Annotated in this window: 19 protein-coding genes; 4 read left to right on the forward strand and 15 right to left on the reverse strand. The window is 64.8% G+C overall.

The features are described 5' to 3' along the window. Window positions 1-117: 117 nt before the first annotated feature. From rpoE to AC3FOF_RS38620, 10 genes are all read right to left on the reverse strand, one after another. Complete coding sequence (rpoE, locus tag AC3FOF_RS38575; protein WP_017229336.1) at window positions 118-717, reverse strand: RNA polymerase sigma factor RpoE; 600 nt, start codon at window positions 715-717, stop codon at window positions 118-120. A 129-nt stretch (window positions 718-846) separates the two neighbouring features. Beyond that, entirely contained in the window at window positions 847-1,314 is a 468-nt protein-coding gene (locus AC3FOF_RS38580; protein ID WP_017229335.1) for a hypothetical protein, read from the reverse strand. A gap of 52 nt (window positions 1,315-1,366) precedes the next feature. After that, on the reverse strand, window positions 1,367-2,599 hold the full coding sequence (gene fabF / locus AC3FOF_RS38585; RefSeq protein ID WP_017229334.1) for a beta-ketoacyl-ACP synthase II: 1,233 nt from the start codon (window positions 2,597-2,599) through the stop codon (window positions 1,367-1,369). A 199-nt stretch (window positions 2,600-2,798) separates the two neighbouring features. Further along, entirely contained in the window at window positions 2,799-3,038 is a 240-nt protein-coding gene (gene acpP, locus AC3FOF_RS38590) for an acyl carrier protein (RefSeq protein WP_008644813.1), read from the reverse strand. Window positions 3,039-3,208: 170 nt separating this feature from the next. Continuing rightward, window positions 3,209-3,958 (reverse strand): 3-oxoacyl-ACP reductase FabG, encoded by a 750-nt coding sequence (gene fabG, locus AC3FOF_RS38595; RefSeq protein WP_276266132.1) that lies wholly within the window; start codon window positions 3,956-3,958, stop codon window positions 3,209-3,211. A 15-nt stretch (window positions 3,959-3,973) separates the two neighbouring features. Next, complete coding sequence (gene fabD / locus AC3FOF_RS38600; RefSeq protein ID WP_488729612.1) at window positions 3,974-4,909, reverse strand: ACP S-malonyltransferase; 936 nt, start codon at window positions 4,907-4,909, stop codon at window positions 3,974-3,976. 72 nt (window positions 4,910-4,981) lie between these two features. Beyond that, window positions 4,982-5,962 (reverse strand): beta-ketoacyl-ACP synthase III, encoded by a 981-nt coding sequence (locus tag AC3FOF_RS38605; RefSeq protein ID WP_017229331.1) that lies wholly within the window; start codon window positions 5,960-5,962, stop codon window positions 4,982-4,984. 59 nt (window positions 5,963-6,021) lie between these two features. Further along, window positions 6,022-7,098, reverse strand: coding sequence for a phosphate acyltransferase PlsX (plsX, locus tag AC3FOF_RS38610; RefSeq protein ID WP_035815085.1), 1,077 nt, complete (start codon window positions 7,096-7,098; stop codon window positions 6,022-6,024). A 313-nt stretch (window positions 7,099-7,411) separates the two neighbouring features. Beyond that, window positions 7,412-7,591, reverse strand: a complete 180-nt coding sequence (gene rpmF, locus AC3FOF_RS38615) for a 50S ribosomal protein L32 (RefSeq protein WP_017229329.1) — start codon at window positions 7,589-7,591, stop codon at window positions 7,412-7,414. Between the two features lie 119 nt (window positions 7,592-7,710). Further along, the gene (locus tag AC3FOF_RS38620) at window positions 7,711-8,307 is read right to left on the reverse strand and encodes a DUF177 domain-containing protein (RefSeq protein ID WP_017229328.1); all 597 of its coding nucleotides are present in this window, start codon (window positions 8,305-8,307) and stop codon (window positions 7,711-7,713) included. 230 nt (window positions 8,308-8,537) lie between these two features. Between AC3FOF_RS38620 and AC3FOF_RS38625 the strand changes: the two genes are divergently transcribed. Then, on the forward strand, window positions 8,538-9,137 hold the full coding sequence (locus AC3FOF_RS38625) for a Maf-like protein (protein ID WP_017229327.1): 600 nt from the start codon (window positions 8,538-8,540) through the stop codon (window positions 9,135-9,137). Between the two features lie 66 nt (window positions 9,138-9,203). Continuing rightward, complete coding sequence (locus tag AC3FOF_RS38630; protein WP_488729613.1) at window positions 9,204-9,935, forward strand: SAM-dependent methyltransferase; 732 nt, start codon at window positions 9,204-9,206, stop codon at window positions 9,933-9,935. 64 nt (window positions 9,936-9,999) lie between these two features. Here the strand turns inward: AC3FOF_RS38630 and AC3FOF_RS38635 are convergent, their stop codons facing one another. From AC3FOF_RS38635 to AC3FOF_RS38655, 5 genes are all read right to left on the reverse strand, one after another. Further along, window positions 10,000-11,169 carry a S49 family peptidase gene (locus tag AC3FOF_RS38635; protein ID WP_488729614.1) on the reverse strand — a complete coding sequence of 390 codons (1,170 nt, stop codon included), beginning with the start codon at window positions 11,167-11,169 and terminating at the stop codon, window positions 10,000-10,002. A gap of 69 nt (window positions 11,170-11,238) precedes the next feature. Beyond that, window positions 11,239-11,631 (reverse strand): Rieske (2Fe-2S) protein, encoded by a 393-nt coding sequence (locus AC3FOF_RS38640; protein WP_488729615.1) that lies wholly within the window; start codon window positions 11,629-11,631, stop codon window positions 11,239-11,241. Then, entirely contained in the window at window positions 11,624-12,283 is a 660-nt protein-coding gene (locus AC3FOF_RS38645) for an HAD-IA family hydrolase (protein WP_276266127.1), read from the reverse strand. Before AC3FOF_RS38645 ends, AC3FOF_RS38640 begins: the two co-directional genes overlap by 8 nt. Window positions 12,284-12,302: 19 nt before the next feature. Next, complete coding sequence (locus tag AC3FOF_RS38650) at window positions 12,303-13,304, reverse strand: RluA family pseudouridine synthase (protein ID WP_017229322.1); 1,002 nt, start codon at window positions 13,302-13,304, stop codon at window positions 12,303-12,305. Window positions 13,305-13,662: 358 nt separating this feature from the next. Then, window positions 13,663-13,893 carry a hypothetical protein gene (locus AC3FOF_RS38655; protein WP_017229321.1) on the reverse strand — a complete coding sequence of 77 codons (231 nt, stop codon included), beginning with the start codon at window positions 13,891-13,893 and terminating at the stop codon, window positions 13,663-13,665. 177 nt (window positions 13,894-14,070) lie between these two features. Here AC3FOF_RS38655 and AC3FOF_RS38660 point away from each other — a divergent pair, with 177 nt between their 5' ends. Beyond that, on the forward strand, window positions 14,071-17,154 hold the full coding sequence (locus AC3FOF_RS38660; protein ID WP_488729616.1) for an Rne/Rng family ribonuclease: 3,084 nt from the start codon (window positions 14,071-14,073) through the stop codon (window positions 17,152-17,154). A 248-nt stretch (window positions 17,155-17,402) separates the two neighbouring features. Further along, entirely contained in the window at window positions 17,403-18,527 is a 1,125-nt protein-coding gene (gene moaA / locus AC3FOF_RS38665; protein WP_488727067.1) for a GTP 3',8-cyclase MoaA, read from the forward strand. Window positions 18,528-18,626: the final 99 nt, after the last annotated feature.

Here is an 18,626-nt window from a genome sequence, read left to right on the forward strand (position 1 = left end):
ATTGAACAACCGACAATCCCGTCTACTGCTTTGTCGCTTATCGATGCAGGAATAGGCTGCAACGCTGGCCGCACGACATTTTCTTTACCGCTCTTGCTACCCTTTTTGCTACTGCTGCTACCACCGCTTGCCCTCTGCCGTTCCCAGCAAAGGACGCAATTTCTCGGCAATCGCCTCGCGCGCCCGGAAAATGCGCGAGCGGACCGTACCGATCGGGCACCCCATGGCTTCCGCGATCTCCTCGTAACTGAGGCCCTCGATCTCGCGAAGGGTGATGGCGGTGCGCAATTCCTCGGGCAGAGCTTCCATCGCGCGGTTGACCGTCTCGGCCACCTGGCGGGTATGGAGCATCGACTCCGGCGTATTGATATCTCTTAGTTGCTCACCATCCGCAAAAGTTTCAGCCTCTTCGGCATCGATATCGCTGGAGGCTTCCGGACGGCGTCCCTGGGTCGCCAGGTAGTTCTTTGCCGTGTTCACCGCAATCCGGTACAACCAGGTGTAGAACGCCGACTCGCCGCGGAATTGCGGCAAGGCACGATACGCCTTGATAAAGGCGTCCTGTGCCACATCCTCCACTTCCGCCGAATCCCGGACCAAGCGCGAAATGAGCCGGATGATCTTGCGGTGGTATTTCGCCACCAACAATTCAAAGGCCCGCTTATCGCCCTGCTGGACGCGTTCAACGAGGAGCTGATCGGCTTCGCGTTCGCTCACGAATGGTTCACCTGCAGTGTATCTCTTGGTTTCGTCTTCACGACAAACGTTGTATTTTACCTACGTAGCCAGGCGCACGGTCAGTGCGGTGCAACGCATATTGTGATGGATGCTTCAGACAAGCGTGCATCAATTTGCATCACCTGTCCCCAAGCGCTCGCGCCGTGCCACGCGGAGCCTGCGTCTGAGCAAGCGCAACGCGTCGGCGTCCGCGCAGGCGCGGTTGACCAGCAGCACGCGCGGCGCATGCCCGGACACCGGCTCCAGGGCCAGCACCAGGGCCAACTCGCCCAGTTCCCAACTGGATTCCACGCGCGCTACAGCGCGGCGGCCATCGGGCAGGCCGATCGAGATAGCTGGCCGTCCCGTGCTATCCCGCCCCTGGGCCAGGCCGCAGTATGTGCATGCGGCGCCACGCCAGAGCGCGGGCCACTGGCAGGACAGCCACGCGCACAAGGCCGCGAGACCAAGCACCATCAGCCATTGCGGCAGATTCCAACCTTGCGACGAGCGCTCCAGGGCATGCACGCCCTCCCGGGCCAGCAGCGCGAACGCTGCCAGCTCGCAGGCCAGGAATAAAGCCAGGGCCCATCTCAAGGGGTGGGTCCTGACTGAAATCCAAGGGAAAGCCACCCGGCTGCCGCCGGGGTCAGACGCGACGGAAGACAAGCGTGCCGTTGGTCCCGCCGAAGCCGAAGTTGTTCTTCACGGCTACATCGATCTTCAGATCACGCGCGGTATTGGCCACGTAATCCAGGTCGCACTCAGGATCCTGGTTGAAGATATTGATGGTCGGCGGCGACACCTGATGGTGCAGGGCCAGCACGGTGAACACCGATTCGAGACCGCCAGCGCCGCCAAGCAGGTGGCCGGTCATCGACTTGGTGGAGTTGACTGCCAGCTTATAGGCGTGATCGCCAAAGGCCAGCTTGATGGCTTCAGTCTCGTTCTTGTCGCCCAGCGGAGTCGAGGTACCGTGCGCATTCAGGTAGCCGACTTCGTCCCCGTTGATGCCGGCGTCCCTGAGAGCGTTCACCATGCAGCGGCGCGGACCGTCCATGTTCGGCGCGGTCATGTGGTATGCGTCGCCGCTCATGCCGAAGCCGATCAGTTCGGCATAGATCCTGGCGCCGCGCGCTTTGGCGGACTCGTACTCCTCGAGCATCACCACGCCGGCGCCCTCGCCCAGCACGAAACCATCGCGATCCTTGTCCCACGGGCGGGAAGCGGCAGCGGGGTCGTCGTTGCGGGTCGACAGCGCCCGGGCAGCGGCGAAACCGCCGATGCCGAGCGGCGAAACCGTGGATTCGGCGCCACCGGCCAGCATCACGTCGGCATCGCCCGCCTGGATCAGGCGAGCCGCCAGGCCGATGCTGTGCAGGCCGGTGGTGCAAGCCGTCACGGCGGCCAGGTTGGGGCCCTTGAGTCCATGGATGATGGACAGGTGGCCCGAGATCATGTTGATGATCGAGCCCGGCACGAAGAACGGGGAGATCCGCCGCGGACCGCGATTGGTCAGCTCGGCATGCGTATCCTCGATCATCGGCAGGCCGCCGATGCCCGAGCCGACCAGCACGCCGATGCGGTCCGCGTTGGCTTCGGTCACTTCGTAGCCGCTATCCTTGAGCGCCTGCGAACCCGCTGCGATGCCATAGTGGATAAAGGTATCCATATGGCGGGCTTCCTTGGCCGGGATGTAGTCCTCGGCATTGAATCCCTTGACCTCGCCGGCAAAGTGCACGGCAAGCGCGGAATGATCGAATTTGGTAACGGTGGCGATGCCGGACTTGCCGGCAACCAGGTTGGCCCAGCCTTCGGCAACCGTGTTTCCGACCGGAGACACGAGGCCAAGCCCAGTGACGACGACGCGACGACGGCTCACTATGATTTCCTACGGATACGTGAAACAGAACCGGAACAAGAATCGGGGCAGGCCATCGGCCGGCACCGGGCTACGCCGACACCGGCGCAGCCAGTCCGATTGTGCTTCTTCGAACAGACGAAAGCCACAGAAAACAGCACGGCGGACCCAAGGGCCCGTCCGCCTGCCTTCTGTGGCTCGGAATCCAGATACGACAGGCTTAAGCCTTGACGTGTGCGGTGGCGTAATCGATTGCCTGTTGCACGGTCGTGATCTTCTCGGCTTCCTCATCGGGAATTTCCATGCCGAATTCATCTTCCAACGCCATCACGAGTTCAACCGTGTCGAGCGAGTCGGCGCCCAGGTCGTTCACGAACGAGGATTCGTTCTTGATGTCTGCCTCGGCCACGCCGAGTTGCTCTGCCACGATTTTCTTGACGCGTTGTTCGATATTGTCCATGTAACCCTCCAGGGAAGTTCGACAAAAAGTGGGCGCATTTTAGCAGGTTTGGGCCACAAAAATGCCCCTCGCCATCTATTGCAAGAACAGCGCCCGATCAGTTTTAAAAACAACCACTTCGCGCGGCTTCTGTCGGCTTCTCCAACGAATCCGACCACCGCGCAAGGTGATCAATTCATGTACATGCCACCATTCACATGGAGCGTCGTACCGGTAATGTAGGCCGCCTGCGGACCTGCCAGGAAGGCCACCGCATGCGCGATGTCTTCCGGCTGGCCCAGCCGGCCCAGCGGGATCTGCGTCTTCAGTGCCGCATGCTGCTCTTCCGACAACACCTTGGTCATGTCGGTATCGATAAAGCCGGGCGCCACGCAATTGACGGTGACATTGCGGCTGCCGATCTCGCGCGCCAGCGCACGGCTCATACCCTCAACGCCGGCCTTGGCCGCCGCATAGTTCATTTGCCCCGGATTGCCGGTCGAGCCGACCACCGAGGTAATGTTGATGATACGGCCACCGCGTGCCTTCATCATCGGACGCAGCACTGCGCGCGACAGGCGGAATACTGCCGTCAGGTTGGTTTCGATCACCGCGCTCCAGTCATCGTCCTTCATGCGCATGGCGAGCTGGTCCTGGGTGATACCGGCATTGTTCACCAGCACGCCGAGACCACCGTGGGCCTTGACCAGTTCGTCGATCAGCGCTTCGGAAGCCACCGCATCGTTGACGTTGAGTACGGCGCCGCGGCCCTTTCCGCCGGCCGCCGCCAGGTACTCGCTGATCGCAGCGGCACCTGCCTCGCTGGTGGCGGTACCCACCACCGTGGCGCCCTGGGCGGCCAGTTCCAGCGCAATGGCCCGGCCGATGCCGCGCGACGCGCCGGTCACCAGCGCAACCTGGTTTTCCAGAAATTTCGTCATTGCCTTGATCCTTGATTACTTCAGCAGCGCCAGCGTGTCCTGCAGCGAGGCCGGATCGAAGATCGCCCCGCCCGCCAGGTTGCCGTCGATGCGCTTGGTCATGCCGGCCAGCACCTTGCCCGGACCGCATTCGATCACGTGGGTCACGCCTTCCGCCGCCATCTTCTGCACGCACTCGACCCAGCGCACCGGCGCCGCCGCCTGGCGCACCAGCGCATCCTTGATGGCTTGCGGATCGGTGACGATGGCTACGTCGACGTTATTGACCAGCGGGATCGACGGCGCGGCAAACGTCATGCCGGCCATGCGCTCGCGCAGACGGTCCGAGGCGGGCTTGAGCAGCGAAGAATGGAACGGCGCCGACACCGGCAGCGGCAGCGCGCGCTTGGCACCGCGGGCCTTGGCCATTTCGCAGGCCTTCTCCACCGCCGCCTTGTTGCCGGCGATCACCACCTGCGAAGGCGCATTGAAGTTCACCGCCTCGACCACGCCTGCACCCGTCGCCGCTGCTTCCGCGCAAGCGGCGCGCACGTCGTCATCGGACAGGCCAAGGATGGCGGCCATGCCGCCTTCGCCCACGGGCACGGCTTCCTGCATGGCTTGCGCACGGAAGCGCACCAGCGGCACCGCTTCGGCGAACGGGATCACCCCGGCCGCCACCAGCGCGGAATACTCGCCCAGGCTGTGGCCGGCCACCAGCGCCGGAGCCGCGCCGCCGGCATCGAGCCAGGCACGGTAGATCGCCACCGCGGCGGTCAGCATCACTGGCTGGGTATTGGTCGTGAGGTTCAGTTCCTCGGCCGGGCCTTCGGCGATCAGCCGGCCCAGGTCCTGGCCGAGCGCGGAGGACGCCTCGTCCAGCGTGGCACGGACCACGGGATGATCGGCAAACGCGTTAAGCATGCCGACTGCCTGCGAGCCTTGCCCCGGGAATACAAAGGAATATTTCATCGCAATCGAATCGTAAAGATGAATACGGCAAGACCGGCGCAACGGGTCAAGCCCCTGGCGCCGGCCCGAATCTTACATGCGCAGCAGCACCGCGCCCCAGGTGAAGCCCCCGCCGACGCCTTCCATCAGCACGTGATCACCCGCGCCGATACGGCCGTCGCGCACCGCCACATCCAGCGCCAGCGGGATCGACGCGGCCGACGTATTGCCGTGCTCGTGCACCGTCGCCACCATGCGCTCGGGCGGCAGGCCCAGTTTCCTGGCCGTGCTCTGCATGATGCGGATATTGGCCTGGTGCGGGATCAGCCAGTCGACCTGCCCGGCCGGGAACTGCGCGCCAGCTAGCGCTTCACGCGCCACTTTGTCGAGCACCGTGACCGCCAGCTTGAACACTGCCTGTCCATCCATGTGCAGGAACGGGTTGCCGGTAATATTGCCGCCCGAAACATTGCCCGGCACGCACAGGATATCGACGTGGCTGCCGTCGGAGTGCATCGCCGTAGACAGGATGCCGGGCTCCTCGGAGGCCGACAGCACGACCGCGCCGGCGCCGTCGCCGAACAGCACGCAGGTGGTACGGTCGTTGAAGTCGAGAATCCGCGAGAACACTTCCGCGCCAATCACGAGCGCATTGCGGTGCGAACCGCTGCGGATGAACTTCTCGGCGGTGGCGAGCGCGTAGACGAAACCGGAACACACCGCCTGCAGGTCGAATGCCGCACAGTGATTGGTGATACCGAGCTTCTGCTGCACCAGGCAGGCCGTGCTGGGGAAAACGAAATCGGGCGTGGAGGTGGCAACGATGATCAGGTCGATGCTTTGGCGATCGATGCCGGACGCCTCAAGTGCGCGCTCCGCGGCCTTGACCGCGAGGTCGCTGCTGGTGACATCCGGTTCGGCCCAGTGGCGGGCCGAGATGCCGCTGCGCGAAAAAATCCATTCGTCGCTGGTCTCGATACCCTTCTCAGCCAGTTGCGCCGCCAGATCGTGGTTGGTGACGCGCCGCGGAGGCAAATAGCTCCCGGTTCCGGTGATTTTTGCGTAGCTTGTCATGTAATGTCGGATCGATCGTGTGGCCACGGGTCGTCGCCCGTGGCATCTACATCAAGACCTCAGGCGGCGTGCGGGCTTGGACTGGAATCCTGGGCGCCTGACTGCGGGCCGGTAGCCGGGGTGCTGTTACCTGACTTGTTGGCGAAAGCCTGAATGGTGCGAGCAATCACACCATTCCTGGCCGCATCATACCCGCGTTTGATAGCCCACTCAAAAGCGTGCGCGTCGGCAGAGCCATGACTCTTGACCACCAGCCCGCGCAGGCCGAGCAGGGACGCGCCGTTGTAGCGGGCCGGGTCCAGCCGCCGGGACAGCCGCTTGAGTACCGGCATGGCCAGTCCCGCCAGCAGCCTGGTGAACCATGAGCGGGTAAATTCTTCCTTGATCATATTGCCGATCATCTTGGCCAGCCCCTCGCTGCTCTTGAGCGCGACGTTGCCGACAAAGCCATCGCACACCACGATGTCGGTGGTGCCCTTGAAGATGTCGTTGCCCTCCACGTTGCCGTAGAAGTTGAGTTCGGAGGCACGCAGCAATTCGCCCGCGCGCTTGACCACATCGTTGCCCTTGATCACTTCCTCGCCAATATTCAGCAAGCCGACGCTAGGGCGTTCCTTATGGTCCACCACCGCCACCATGGCCTCGGCCATGCGCGCGAACTGCAGCAGGTGCTCGGGCTCGCAGTCGGCATTGGCGCCAAGGTCAAGCACGGTGGTGCCCCAGCCCTGTTCATTGGGAATGGTGGTGGCGATCGCCGGCCGCTCGATGCCCTCGAGCGTCTTCAGCACGTAGCGCGAGACCGCCATCAGCGCACCGGTGTTGCCCGCCGAGATGCAGGCGTCGGCCAGCCCTTCCTTGACCTGGGTCACAGCCACCCGCATCGAGGAGTCCTTCTTCTTGCGCAGCGCCACCTCGACTGGATCGTCCATGGTGATGACCTCGGTCGCGGTCACAACGCGCACGCGCGGATGGTCGAGCGCGTGCAGCTTCTTGAGCTGCGGCTCGATGCTGTCCCGCAAGCCGACCAGCACCACTTCGGCATCGCCATGGCTGGAGAGAAAACTGATCGCCGCCGGTACCGTCACGGAGACGCCGTGATCGCCACCCATGCAGTCGATAGCTAGTTTGATCGTCATTGTTTCCTGGTGCAGAAGCGCTTGTCGGCGTGACTTGAAAACCTGGCTCCCGGCCTGGCCGGGCTTGACCCGGACCAGCCGATGGCTACCCGACGGCACTCACGGAGCGCCCGGTGCCAGCCCCGGCGCCCGCCCTGGCCCGCCATCCATGGCCGTGGGCCTGGCTCGGGCAAGTGGCGCGATGGAGGCTGGAACCTGCGCTACGGTTTGCGCTGCGAGCGCGCAACAAAAAAGCGGCAACGATTTTGCCGCTTTTTTGTTTTTGACCTAGCAACGTGCGCGTACGAGACGCAAAGCCACGCCGAACGATCTGTCAGTCGTTCTTGGTCTTGATGACCTTGCGGCCACGATAGTAGCCGTTCGGGCTAACGTGGTGACGCAGGTGGGCTTCGCCCGTGGTCGGTTCGACTGCCAGCGGCGCTGCCGACAGATGATCGTGCGAACGGTGCATGCCGCGCTTGGACGGCGACTTCTTGTTCTGTTGAACTGCCATGATGACTCCTTCGAGAATTTTTCAATGGTAACACACGCATCCCGCACGAGGCGTAGCCGGGCCCGGCCGGATGCTGATCCTGGTGCCTTGAAACGCAGCCCGATGCCGGCGAGCCGGCTTCAGTGCTTGGTCTTCAGGCCAGCCAGCGCCGCAAAGGGCGAAGGCCGTTTTTCCTCTTCCGGCAGAACCTCGGGTTCGGGTTCCGCCTGTCCGTCCACCCCGGTCACGAGGCTTTCGTGTACCTGCGGGCAAACGTCATGCTTGGGCGCCACCGGCAAAGCCAGCAGCACTTCATCTTCAATCAGCGACAGCAGGTCGAAGCGCTTGGACCCGACGATCACGTCGATTTCGTCATCGTCCATCGGCGCAGCGTCGGCGTCTTCCTCGCTGGCCACCACTTCGAAGCACATGTCCGTAGCGATCGTCTCGGTATAAACCTGCAGGCAGCGCTGGCAATCCAGCCACACCCGTCCGTTCACGGAGAGATCGATATACAGATGCTGCGTCGGCGCCGTGCCTGGCTCGCTGGTGTCTTCCTCGACAAAACCGGTAAGCACGTAGCCGAACACCTCGTCCGGCGCCGATACTGGCGCTTGCGCTGCGGTCTCGGCTATGATGCGCGGCAAATCGCGCGCCGCAACTTCGCCGGCTGCATTCCCGCCGGCGCGGCAAAAAGCAAAGAGATCGAGCGCGCGCAGGTCAATCGGCTGGGTCATGTCTTATCGTGCCGTTTTGCCGGAGCATTCCGGGCATAGCGGCCTGGAGCGTGGTGCCGAGGGTTATTCACCATCGAAACATGTTCCTGGGGCCGCACAATACCGGTTAACACACGGAAATTGCGCCGGACTTGCTTGGCTGAAACCGAAGATTATACGACGTTTTTTCGGCCGTGGTCAAAATTTTGGAAGATGGCTATCCGGCGCTTTCCCTTTTCGCTCAATCACTTATGCCGCAAACTTCCCGCCCCACCCTGATCCTGGGCTCCAGTTCGCCCTATCGCCGCGAACTGCTGCAACGGCTGCGCATTCCATTCGAGGTGGCGGTACCAGACATCGACGAGACCCCTCTTGCCGGAGAAAGCCCGGAAGCCACCGCACTGCGGCTGTCCCGCAGTAAAGCCCAGGCTATTGCCGAGCGCCATGCGGGCGCCCTGGTGATCGGCTCTGACCAGGTAGCCACGCTGGACGGCAGGCAGATCGGCAAGCCTGGCTCGCATGAACAGGCGCTAGCACAATTGCAGCTGATGCGAGGCCGTACCGTCACCTTCCATTCCGCGCTGTGCCTGCTCGATGGCCGCAACGGCCACGCCCAGCTCGCGGATGTCCAGACCCGCGCAACCTTCCGCGAACTCCCCGACCACGAACTGGAAGCCTACCTGCGCATCGAACGCCCTTACGATGTGGCGGGCAGCGCCAAATCCGAAGGCCTCGGCATCGCCCTGCTCTCGCACATGGAATCGGACGATCCTACCGCGCTGGTGGGCCTGCCCCTGATTGCGCTGACCACCATGCTGCGCCAGGCCGGCTACCCTTTTTTCCAGGACTGAGGGCGGCCGCGCCGATGGCGCGGGCAGACAAACAAAGCAGTCGAAACAAGAGCAAGAGAACCAAGCATGAGCGGCATCCTGTACCTGATTCCCAACACCCTGGGCAAGCGCGACGAAACCGACCCCTTGCCGGACGTGATTCCGGCCGGCGTGCAGCAAATCGCCGCCGGACTGGACTACCTGGTGGCGGAAAACGCCAAGACGGCACGCGCCTTCCTCAAGAAGCTGGGCGAAACCTGCCCGCTGGCCCGGCCGATCCAGCAGATCGAGATCCGCGAACTGAACGTCAACACGCGTGACGATGCACTGGCGGCCTTGCTTGCACCAATCCGCGAGGGCCGCGACGGCGGCCTGCTGTCGGAGGCCGGTGTGCCGGCCGTGGCCGATCCCGGCGCCAACCTGGTGCGCCTGGCCCATGCCAGGGGTGTACGCGTGCGCCCGCTGGTGGGCCCCAGTTCGATCCTGCTGGCGGTGATGGGCTCGGGCCTGAACGGCCAGAGCTTTGCCTTCAACGGTTACCTGCCGGTGGACGCCGGCGAGCGCGCGCAGCGCTTGCGCGAGCTGGAGCAGCTTTCACGCAAGGCACACCAGACCCAGGTCTGGATTGAAACGCCCTACCGCAACGGCCCCTTGCTGGAAGCCATGCGCCAGCATTGCGCCGGCAGCACCATGCTGTCGATCGCGGTCGACCTGACCTTGCCAAGCGAAGCGATCGTCACGCTGCCGATTTCCGAGTGGCGGCCGGAGCGACTGGATCTGCACAAGCGGCCGGCCATTTTTTCGCTGCTGGCAGGTTGAGAGCGGGGGCATAAAACGAAAAATGGGGCATTTACGCCCCATTTTCCCGCATCTTGCACACAGATCAATGCATGGCCTGCACACGAGCGCCAAACAGCATCGTCTTCATCGCTGCCGTACCCACCGCCGCGCCAAAGCGCTTGGCGACCCGCTCTGCGATGTTCTCCTTGACGGTGTAGTCCACGATGTCTTCCGCCTTGAACAGATCGCGCGCCACATAGTCCGCGTTGCCCAGGCCGTCGGCCAGCCCCAGCTCCACGCTGCGCTCGCCCGACCAGAACAGGCCGGAGAACAGATCCGGGTCGTTCTTGAGACGATCGCCGCGGCCTTGCTTGACCACATCGATGAACTGCTGGTGGATCTGCTTGAGCATGGTCTCGGCATATTGCTTCTGCCTCGGCACCTCGGGAGAGAATGGATCGAGCATGCCCTTGTTGGCTCCGGAGGTATAAAGACGGCGCTGGACCCCCAGCTTGTCCATCAGCCCGGTGAAGCCAAAACCATCCATCAGCACGCCAATCGAGCCGACGATGCTGGCCTTGTCGACGTAGATCTTGTCCGCCGCCGCCGCCACGTAGTAACCGCCGGAAGCGCAGATTTCCTCCACCACCACGTAGAAAGGCCTGGATGGATAGAGGGTCCGCAGGCGGTGGATCTCGTCGTTGATCATGCCGGCCTGGACCGGAGAGCCGCCCGGCGAGTTGATCTTCAGGATGATGCCGGCCGCATTGGTATCGGCGAACGCGGCTTGCAGGGCGGCATTGATCGACTCGGCGCTGGCCGGCGTGCCCGCGGCAATCTCGCCATCGAGCGAGACCATCGCGGTATGGCGGCCCGAGGTGGTAATGCTGCCATCGCCCTTGAAGTCAAAAATGGCAAAGAACAGCAAGGCGAGCAGGCCGATCCCGACAAATCGGAAGAAGATGCGCCACCGGCGCGCCGCACGCTGCTCGCGCAAGGTCGCCATCAGCACCTTTTCCAGCACATCCCGCTCCCAGCCGGTCCCGGTAGGCACCGGCCCGACGTCGCGGCCGGCGAGGCGCGCCTTGCGCTGGCTGGCTTCGCGCTGTGCCGCGGCATCGCCGGCGCGCAAGTCCTGCTCCAGCGGGAAATCGGCCTGCGAGGCCGTTTCCAGCCGGTCGTCCGCGGCTCCCGGCGTCCCGGCGCCGGCAGTAGCAGACGGCTCCTGCGGCTTGCCAGATTCGTCGTGAGGCGGCTTTTGCTGTTCTGTCATGCAGTTGGCTCTTTGGCTCTTGATTAGGAATGAAGTATTGCCCAGCATCCGGCCCTGCGGGCTGCCCCGCTAGCCAGCGGGTGCTTCGTAGGGGCTTTCCGGCAACCAGTACACATTACCGTCGCGCTCTTCGATGCGCAGCTTGGATAGCGAGGCGCCGCGGCAAGGGCCGCCGACGCACAGGCCGCTGTCCGGCGCATAAATCGCGCCATGTGTCGCGCACATCAAGTATAGGCCCGAGGACTCGAAAAACTGCCCCTCCTGCCAGTCGAGCTCCATCGGCACATGGGCGCACTGGTTCAGGTAGCCATGGGCAATGCCGTCGAAACGCACCACGAAGGCGCTCACCGGCCGGCCGCCCACCGCCACCACGAAGCGCACCCCGCCGCCGCCTTCGGCCAGCTCGTCGGCCGCGCACAGGCGGCGCGCGCCAGCCCCCCTTTCTCCGCGCATGTCAGGCATGGGTCAGCAGCCAGTCCTTCAGGTCGCCGATCGAAGTGGCGCAATGCAGCGGCGCCATCGCCAGCAGGGTGTCGGCCGGATGCGCGCCATAACCGACGCCGATCCCTGCCGCGCCGGCATTGACCGCCATCTGCAGGTCATGGGTGGTATCGCCGATCATGACGGTGCGCTCCATCTCCTGGCCAAGCTCGCGGGTCAGCTCCTGCAGCATGGCGGGATGAGGCTTGGAGAAGGTCTCGTCGGCGCAGCGGGTGGCGTCGAACCAGCGCGCCAGGCCGGTCGCCTCCAGTGCTCGCTGCAGGCCGACGCGGGTCTTGCCGGTGGCCACGCCAAGGAAATAGTGCTCGGCATGCAGTGCCTCCAGCATCTCGCGCACGCCTTCGAACAGCACCAGTTCCGCGTCGCGGGTCAGGTAATGAAAGCGATAGCGTTCGGCCAGCTTGGGATAGTCGGCCGGATCGAGCGTGGGCACGGCGTACGACAGCGCATCCTTGAGCCCCAGCCCGATCACATGGCTGGCGGCGCTGTCGTCGGGCACCGGCAGGCCGAGGTCGCGGCTGGCGAGCTGGATGCACTTGGCGATGGTCGGGGTGGAATCCATCAGGGTTCCATCCCAGTCGAACACGATCAGGTCAAAGCGTTGCCTGGCCATTGGTATCCTTGTTGGCGCCTTAGTCGCGGGCGCGCTGGTTGCGGGCTTGCTGCAGGAAGGCTTCGCACTCCGGCGGCATGGGGGCAACGACAGTGATGATGTCACCACTGATCGGATGCGTGAAAGTCAGGCTGTGCGCGTGCAGGAACATGCGCTTGAGCCCGGGATTGGCGCCGCTGCGGGCCAGCGCCTTGTTGAGGGCGAAGTCGCCATATTTCTCGTCGCCGAGGATGGGGAAGCCAGAATGCGCCAGGTGGACCCGGATCTGGTGGGTCCTGCCCGTCTTCAGTTCCGCTTCCAGCAAGGTGAATCCCGGCATGACTTCCAGCCGGTTGAACACGGTATGCGAGGCAATGCCGTCGTCCTGCACGCGCACCCGGCGCTCGCCCTCGGCGGTGGTGTATTTGAATAGCGGCAGCTTCACGTGCTGCCGGGCGTTCTCGAAGTGACCGGCCACGCACGCGAAGTATCGTTTGTCCAGCGCACTGCCGCGCATCTGTTCGTGGAGGTTGACCAGCGCCGTGCGTTTCTTCGCCAGCACCAGCAGGCCCGAGGTTTCGCGGTCGAGCCGGTGCACGAGCTCAAGGAACTTGGCCTGCGGGCGCGCCCGCCGCAATTGCTCGATCACGCCGAACGCCACGCCGGAGCCACCATGCACGGCCACGCCGGCAGGCTTGTTGATCACCAGCAGGTACTCATCCTCGAAGACAACCGGGAAACTGGCCGGCGGCACGAATTTGCCGCCATCGGGTGCCGGCGCCGCCACTCGCATGGGCGGAATCCGCACGACATCGCCAAGCTGGAGGCGATAGGTGGCATCCACCCGGCCCTTGTTGACGCGCACTTCCCCCGACCTCAGGATGCGATAGACATGGCTCTTCGGCACCCCTTTCGAGAGCTTCAGGAGGAAGTTGTCGATACGCTGGCCATCGGCCTCGTCGCCAATTGTTACGTACGCCACCTGGGGCCCGGCCGCGGCGGCCCGCACCTCTTTTTCAATTTGATGGCGTAACTCATTCATTTTCAATATAATTTCCTCGCTGTCCCGGCCAAAGACCGGCAGCGCAAGTCAGGTGTAGGCGATTCGTCGTATTTTACACTTCGGGTTGCCGCCAGCCCTGCCAGCCTCCCGCTTCTTTGCGTACCACGCGAGCCCCGGGTTGGTGAATGGCAGCAAAAACGCAGCACGCACGGTACTGCCCCGCGCAGGAAGTCGCCCAAAGGCAACTTCGGCGCTGACGGCGGTCACGTGGGAATAGAGTGTTCAGGTAGAACAGAATTTGATAGCGGGTGCTCTCGCGGCATCCGCTCTGGTGAGAGAAGTCCCGCCCGCACCGGGAAACGGTGCCGCCGGCATGCTTCCGACGCCACCTGACTGGTTATACCGGCGCCCGGTCGCAGAACTCCAAGAAGTAGTAGGTGCGCCCGCCAGGAGATGTCAGGTAGCGAAGCAGCATTGCCGTGACGACAAACTTGCTCTTTGACGCGTCTTGGCCTTCCGCGGCCGGCCGCGATGCGATGGCGCCCTTTGCGCCCGCGTTGCCGCCATGCCAGCCGGAAACCCGCCGGGTCGCTGCGCAGAGCAGCACACCGGCGTTCTCTCCGACCATGCGGACGGCGCATCGACGTCGTTACCTCTCTTTCACCCGCGCCCAGCCGGCCGCGCTCATTTGCGCACCGGCGCCTTCGGCAATTCTCGCGCCACCACTCGCTCCCTCGCGTGCTCCACGGAACGCCGAGGGCACCGCTTTGCCGGTGCAATCCTCGGCATTGAGTGAGGTAATGCGATGAAACGCATGCTTTTTAACGCGACGCAACAGGAAGAATTGCGCGTCGCCATCGTCGACGGTCAGAAACTGATCGATATCGACATCGAGGCTGCCGGGCGCGAACAGCGCAAGGGCAACATCTACAAGGGTGTCATCACCCGTATCGAACCGTCGCTGGAAGCCTGCTTCGTCAACTACGGCGAAGAGCGCCACGGCTTCCTGCCCTTCAAGGAAGTGGCGCGCGCCTTCTTCAAGGAAGGCGTGGACGTGCGCAACGCGCGCATCCAGGACGCGCTGCACGAAGGCCAGGAACTGATCGTCCAGGTCGAGAAGGAAGAGCGCGGCAACAAGGGCGCGGCGCTGACCACCTTTATCTCGCTGGCCGGCCGCTACCTTGTGCTGATGCCCAACAATCCCCGCGGCGGTGGCGTTTCGCGCCGCATCGAGGGGGAGGACCGCCAGGAACTGCGCGAGACCATGGCGCAGCTGACGGTGCCCGAAGGCATGAGCACCATCGCCCGCACCGCCGGCATCGGCCGCTCGGCCGAAGAGCTCCAGTGGGACCTGAACTACCTGCTCCAACTGTGGAAGGCCATCGACGGCGCCGCCGGCGACAACAAGGCCCCGCTGCTGATCTATCTCGAATCCAGCCTGGTGATTCGCGCCATTCGCGACTATTTCCAGCCGGATATCGGCGAGATCCTGATCGATACCGACGAGATCTACGAACAGGCCCGCGCCTTCATGAGCGTGGTCATGCCCGACAACATGAACCGCGTGAAGAAGTACCGGGACGATGTTCCCCTCTTCTCGCGTTTCCAGATCGAGCACCAGATCGAATCGGCGTACTCGCGCATGGTCATGCTGCCCTCGGGCGGCGCCATCGTGATCGACCATACCGAAGCCCTGGTGTCGGTGGACGTGAACTCGGCACGCGCCACCAAGGGCGCCGACATCGAGGAAACCGCGCTACGCACCAACCTCGAAGCCGCCGATGAAATCGCCCGCCAGCTGCGCCTGCGCGACCTGGGCGGCCTGATCGTGATCGACTTTATCGACATGGAGGCCAGCAAGGCCCAGAAGGACGTGGAAACGCGCCTGAAGGACGCCCTGCGCCATGACCGCGCCCGCGTGCAGATGGGCAAAATCAGCCGCTTTGGCCTGATGGAGCTGTCGCGCCAGCGTCTGCGCCCGTCGCTGTCGGAAGGCTCGCACATCACTTGCCCGCGCTGCAATGGCACCGGTCATATCCGCGATACCGAATCCTCCGCCCTGCAGGTGCTGCGCATCATCCAGGAAGAAGGGATGAAGGAGAACACCGCCGCCATCCACTGCCAGGTGCCGGTGGAAGTGGCTGCGTTCCTGCTCAACGAGAAGCGCCAGGACATCAACCTGATCGAAATGCGCTTCAAGGTCAATGTGCTGCTGATTCCCAACAAGCACCTCGAAACCCCGCATTACAAGCTGGAGCGCCTGCGCCACGACGACCCGCGCCTGGAAGAAGGCACCGCCAGCTACAAGATGGCCGAGGCCGCCGCCAAGGAACTGGAAGCCGATACCAGCTACAGCAGCCGCAAGAAGGAAGATGCCAAGCCGCGCCAGGAAGCCGCGGTCAAGGGCATTACGCCGGAACAGCCGGCACCGGTCTCGGTACCGCGCGCCGAGCGCGCCCCCCGCCCGGAGGCCCCCGTGGCACGTCCCGCCGTACCGGCCACCCAGCCGGTGGCCAGCGGCGGCTTCATCGGCTGGCTCAAGAACCTGTTCGGCGCCAAGCCGGCCGCCCCGGCCGTCGAGCCGGCCAAGCCGGTTGACGCGGAGCCGCGTAGCGCGGAAAACCGCGCCCAGCGCGGCCCGCGCGGCGAAGGCCGCGGCGAGCGTGGCCAGCGCGGCGAACGCGGTGGCGAGCGTGGAGAACGCCAGGGCCGTGGCCAGCGCGGCGAGCGCCAGGAACGTGGCGAGCGTGGCGAACCGCGCGTTGAGCGCGGCGAACGCGCCGAGGCCCGTGGCGAGCGAGGAGAACGCAGCGAACGTGGCGAGCGCAACGGGCGAGCCCCGCGCCAGGCAGCACTGGAAGTCCAGCCGGCCCGCCAGCCCGAAGTGGCAGGTGCCGAGCGCAGCGACGGCCGTGGCGAAGGCCGCCGCGACCGCAACCAGGAACGCCGCGAGCGCCAGCGCGATCGCCAGCGTGAACGCGGCGAAGCACCGCGCGAAGGCGAAGCCGGCGAAGGCCTTGCCGCGGAAGCCGTGGGTACCGGCGCCGTCGCAGCCGCCGCGAGCGCTGCCGTGGCCGCCCCGGCCGTAGCCGCACCGGCCGCGCCGCGCGACGATGCCGAAAACGCACGCACGGAGTTCCCGGAAGCGCCGGAAGGCGCCGAGAACGGTGAAGGCGAAGAGCGCCGCCGCCGCAATCGCCGTGGCCGCAATCGCTATCGCCGCGAACGCGACGACGGCGTCCAGGCCAGCGAAGGCGGTGAAGGCGGTGAAGGCGAAAATGCCGAAGAAGGCCGCGAAAGTGCCGCACCGGCTGTTGCCGCCGTCGCCACCGAAGCCGTGACCGAAGCCGCCGCCGTGGTTGCCGAAACGGCGCCCAGCGCACCGGCTTCCCGGCCCGTCGAGGCCGCGGTAGCGCCCGAGCCGACCGTGCAGCCGGTGGAAACCGTGCACGTGCCGGCAACGCCTGTCGCCGTGACCGCCGCCGAACCGGTGGCTGAACCGGTGATCGAAGCCGTGGTTGCGGCCAGCCCGGCGGCTTACCAGCCGGCCCCGGCGGTGGCGGAAACCGCCGCCCAGGCACCGGCTGCGCAAGCCCCCGCCGTCGAGGCGCCGGTGGCCGCACCCGCAGCCATCCCGGCCGCCGTGCCGGCCCCGGTGGCTGCCGCTCCGGTGGCGATCGAAACCCTGCAACCGATGCTGGCTTCGGCCGGCCTCGAGTGGATCAACACCGACAGCAGCAAGCTGCGCGCCGCCCAGGAGGCTGCCGCCAGCATCCCGCCGGCACCGCGCGTCGTGCGTGAGCGCAAGCCCCTGCCGCCGCTGCCCGAAGGTCCGATGATTCTGGTCGAGACCGCCGGCAACAGCGCGGAAACGGCGCAGCAGAAGTAAGCGGTACCCCGCGTGCAGCAGGAAAGGGACGGCGATGCCGTCCCTTTTTTCATGCCTGCGCCACGTCCGCGGAGGCTCGCCGGCTCAACGCCCCTGCCCCGCGTCAGGTGATTGCCGCGTTACCACTGCTGGCTCGGCTAGAATGACAATTAGATGGCACCAGAACAGAGGTGCCCGGAACGGGTGTCGCGCGCACTCCTGCGTTTGCGCCGGAACCACCCGTCACATGCATTGCCAAGCCCCAGGCCATGACCGAATCCGTCATCCCCATCTTCGACCTGCGCGACCATCGCTACCGCTCGATGACGCCCAGCATCCCGGACGTGCTCGCCGCACCGTCCGGCCTGGTTGCCGACACGCGCGGCAGGCCGCTGCATGATCTGCGCATTTCGGTCACGGACCGCTGCAACTTCCGTTGCGTCTATTGCATGCCGAAGGAAGTATTCGGCAAGGACTACACCTTCCTGCCCCATTCCGAGTTGCTGAGCTTCGAGGAAATCGAACGCGTCGCCCGCCTCTTCGTCGCCCACGGGGTCGAGAAGATCCGCCTGACCGGCGGCGAGCCGCTGCTGCGCAAGAACATCGAGAAGCTGGTGGAGATGCTGGCGCGCATCGAAACGGTGTCGGGCAAGCCGCTCGACCTCACCCTCACCACCAACGCCTCGCTGCTGGCTCGCAAGGCGCGCGCGCTGCGCGATGCGGGCCTGTCGCGCGTGAGCGTGAGCCTGGACGCCATCGACGACGCCACCTTCCGCCGCATGAACGATGTCGACTTCGCGGTGCGCGATGTGCTGGACGGCATCGAGGCTGCCCAGGCCGCCGGCCTGGCGCCGATCAAGGTCAATATGGTGGTCAAGCGCGGCACCAACGATGCCGAGATCGTGCCGATGGCCGCCCATTTCCGCGGCAGCGGCATCATCCTGCGCTTTATCGAGTTCATGGACGTCGGCGCCAGCAACCACTGGCAGATGGATGAGGTGCTCCCCTCGGCCGAGGTGGTCCGCCGCATCCACGAAGCCTTCCCGCTCGAAGCCATCCCCGCCAACCATAGCGGCGAGACCGCCGAGCGCTGGCGCTACCGCGACGGCGCCGGCGAGATCGGCGTGATCTCCAGCGTCACCCACGCCTTCTGCGGCGATTGCAGCCGTATCCGGCTGTCCACCGAAGGCCGGCTCTACCTCTGCCTGTTCGCCACCGAAGGCTACGACCTGCGCGCGCTGCTGCGCGGCGAACACAGCGACCTGGCAATCTCCAACGCGATTGCCGGGGTCTGGCAAGGACGCACCGACAACTACTCCGAACAGCGCAGCAACCCGGCGGTGCGCCAGGCCCGCGCCGAACGCAAGATCGAAATGTCCTATATCGGTGGCTGACGGCGAAACACCATATGGCCTGCCGCGCCAACCCCAACCCTCTATCCCTGATGATTTCACGCGACGATATTACCGGCCTGATCCTGGCCGGCGGGAGGG

It is taken from the genome of Cupriavidus sp. 96C5-1 (assembly GCF_057798855.1).

Bases quoted from the DNA above. Each gene is read 5' to 3' on its own strand.
- acpP (WP_008644813.1), bottom strand. From the start codon at position 3,038: ATGGACAATATCGAACAACGCGTCAAGAAAATCGTGGCAGAGCAACTC.
- fabG (WP_276266132.1), bottom strand. From the start codon at position 3,958: ATGACGAAATTTCTGGAAAACCAGGTTGCGCTGGTGACCGGCGCGTCG.
- fabD (WP_488729612.1), bottom strand. From the start codon at position 4,909: ATGAAATATTCCTTTGTATTCCCGGGGCAAGGCTCGCAGGCAGTCGGC.
- AC3FOF_RS38605 (WP_017229331.1), bottom strand. From the start codon at position 5,962: ATGACAAGCTACGCAAAAATCACCGGAACCGGGAGCTATTTGCCTCCG.
- plsX (WP_035815085.1), bottom strand. From the start codon at position 7,098: ATGACGATCAAACTAGCTATCGACTGCATGGGTGGCGATCACGGCGTC.
- rpmF (WP_017229329.1), bottom strand. From the start codon at position 7,591: ATGGCAGTTCAACAGAACAAGAAGTCGCCGTCCAAGCGCGGCATGCAC.
- AC3FOF_RS38620 (WP_017229328.1), bottom strand. From the start codon at position 8,307: ATGACCCAGCCGATTGACCTGCGCGCGCTCGATCTCTTTGCTTTTTGC.
- AC3FOF_RS38625 (WP_017229327.1), top strand. From the start codon at position 8,538: ATGCCGCAAACTTCCCGCCCCACCCTGATCCTGGGCTCCAGTTCGCCC.
- AC3FOF_RS38630 (WP_488729613.1), top strand. From the start codon at position 9,204: ATGAGCGGCATCCTGTACCTGATTCCCAACACCCTGGGCAAGCGCGAC.
- AC3FOF_RS38635 (WP_488729614.1), bottom strand. From the start codon at position 11,169: ATGACAGAACAGCAAAAGCCGCCTCACGACGAATCTGGCAAGCCGCAG.
- AC3FOF_RS38640 (WP_488729615.1), bottom strand. From the start codon at position 11,631: ATGCCTGACATGCGCGGAGAAAGGGGGGCTGGCGCGCGCCGCCTGTGC.
- AC3FOF_RS38645 (WP_276266127.1), bottom strand. From the start codon at position 12,283: ATGGCCAGGCAACGCTTTGACCTGATCGTGTTCGACTGGGATGGAACC.
- AC3FOF_RS38650 (WP_017229322.1), bottom strand. From the start codon at position 13,304: ATGAATGAGTTACGCCATCAAATTGAAAAAGAGGTGCGGGCCGCCGCG.
- AC3FOF_RS38655 (WP_017229321.1), bottom strand. From the start codon at position 13,893: ATGGTCGGAGAGAACGCCGGTGTGCTGCTCTGCGCAGCGACCCGGCGG.
- AC3FOF_RS38660 (WP_488729616.1), top strand. From the start codon at position 14,071: ATGAAACGCATGCTTTTTAACGCGACGCAACAGGAAGAATTGCGCGTC.
- moaA (WP_488727067.1), top strand. From the start codon at position 17,403: ATGACCGAATCCGTCATCCCCATCTTCGACCTGCGCGACCATCGCTAC.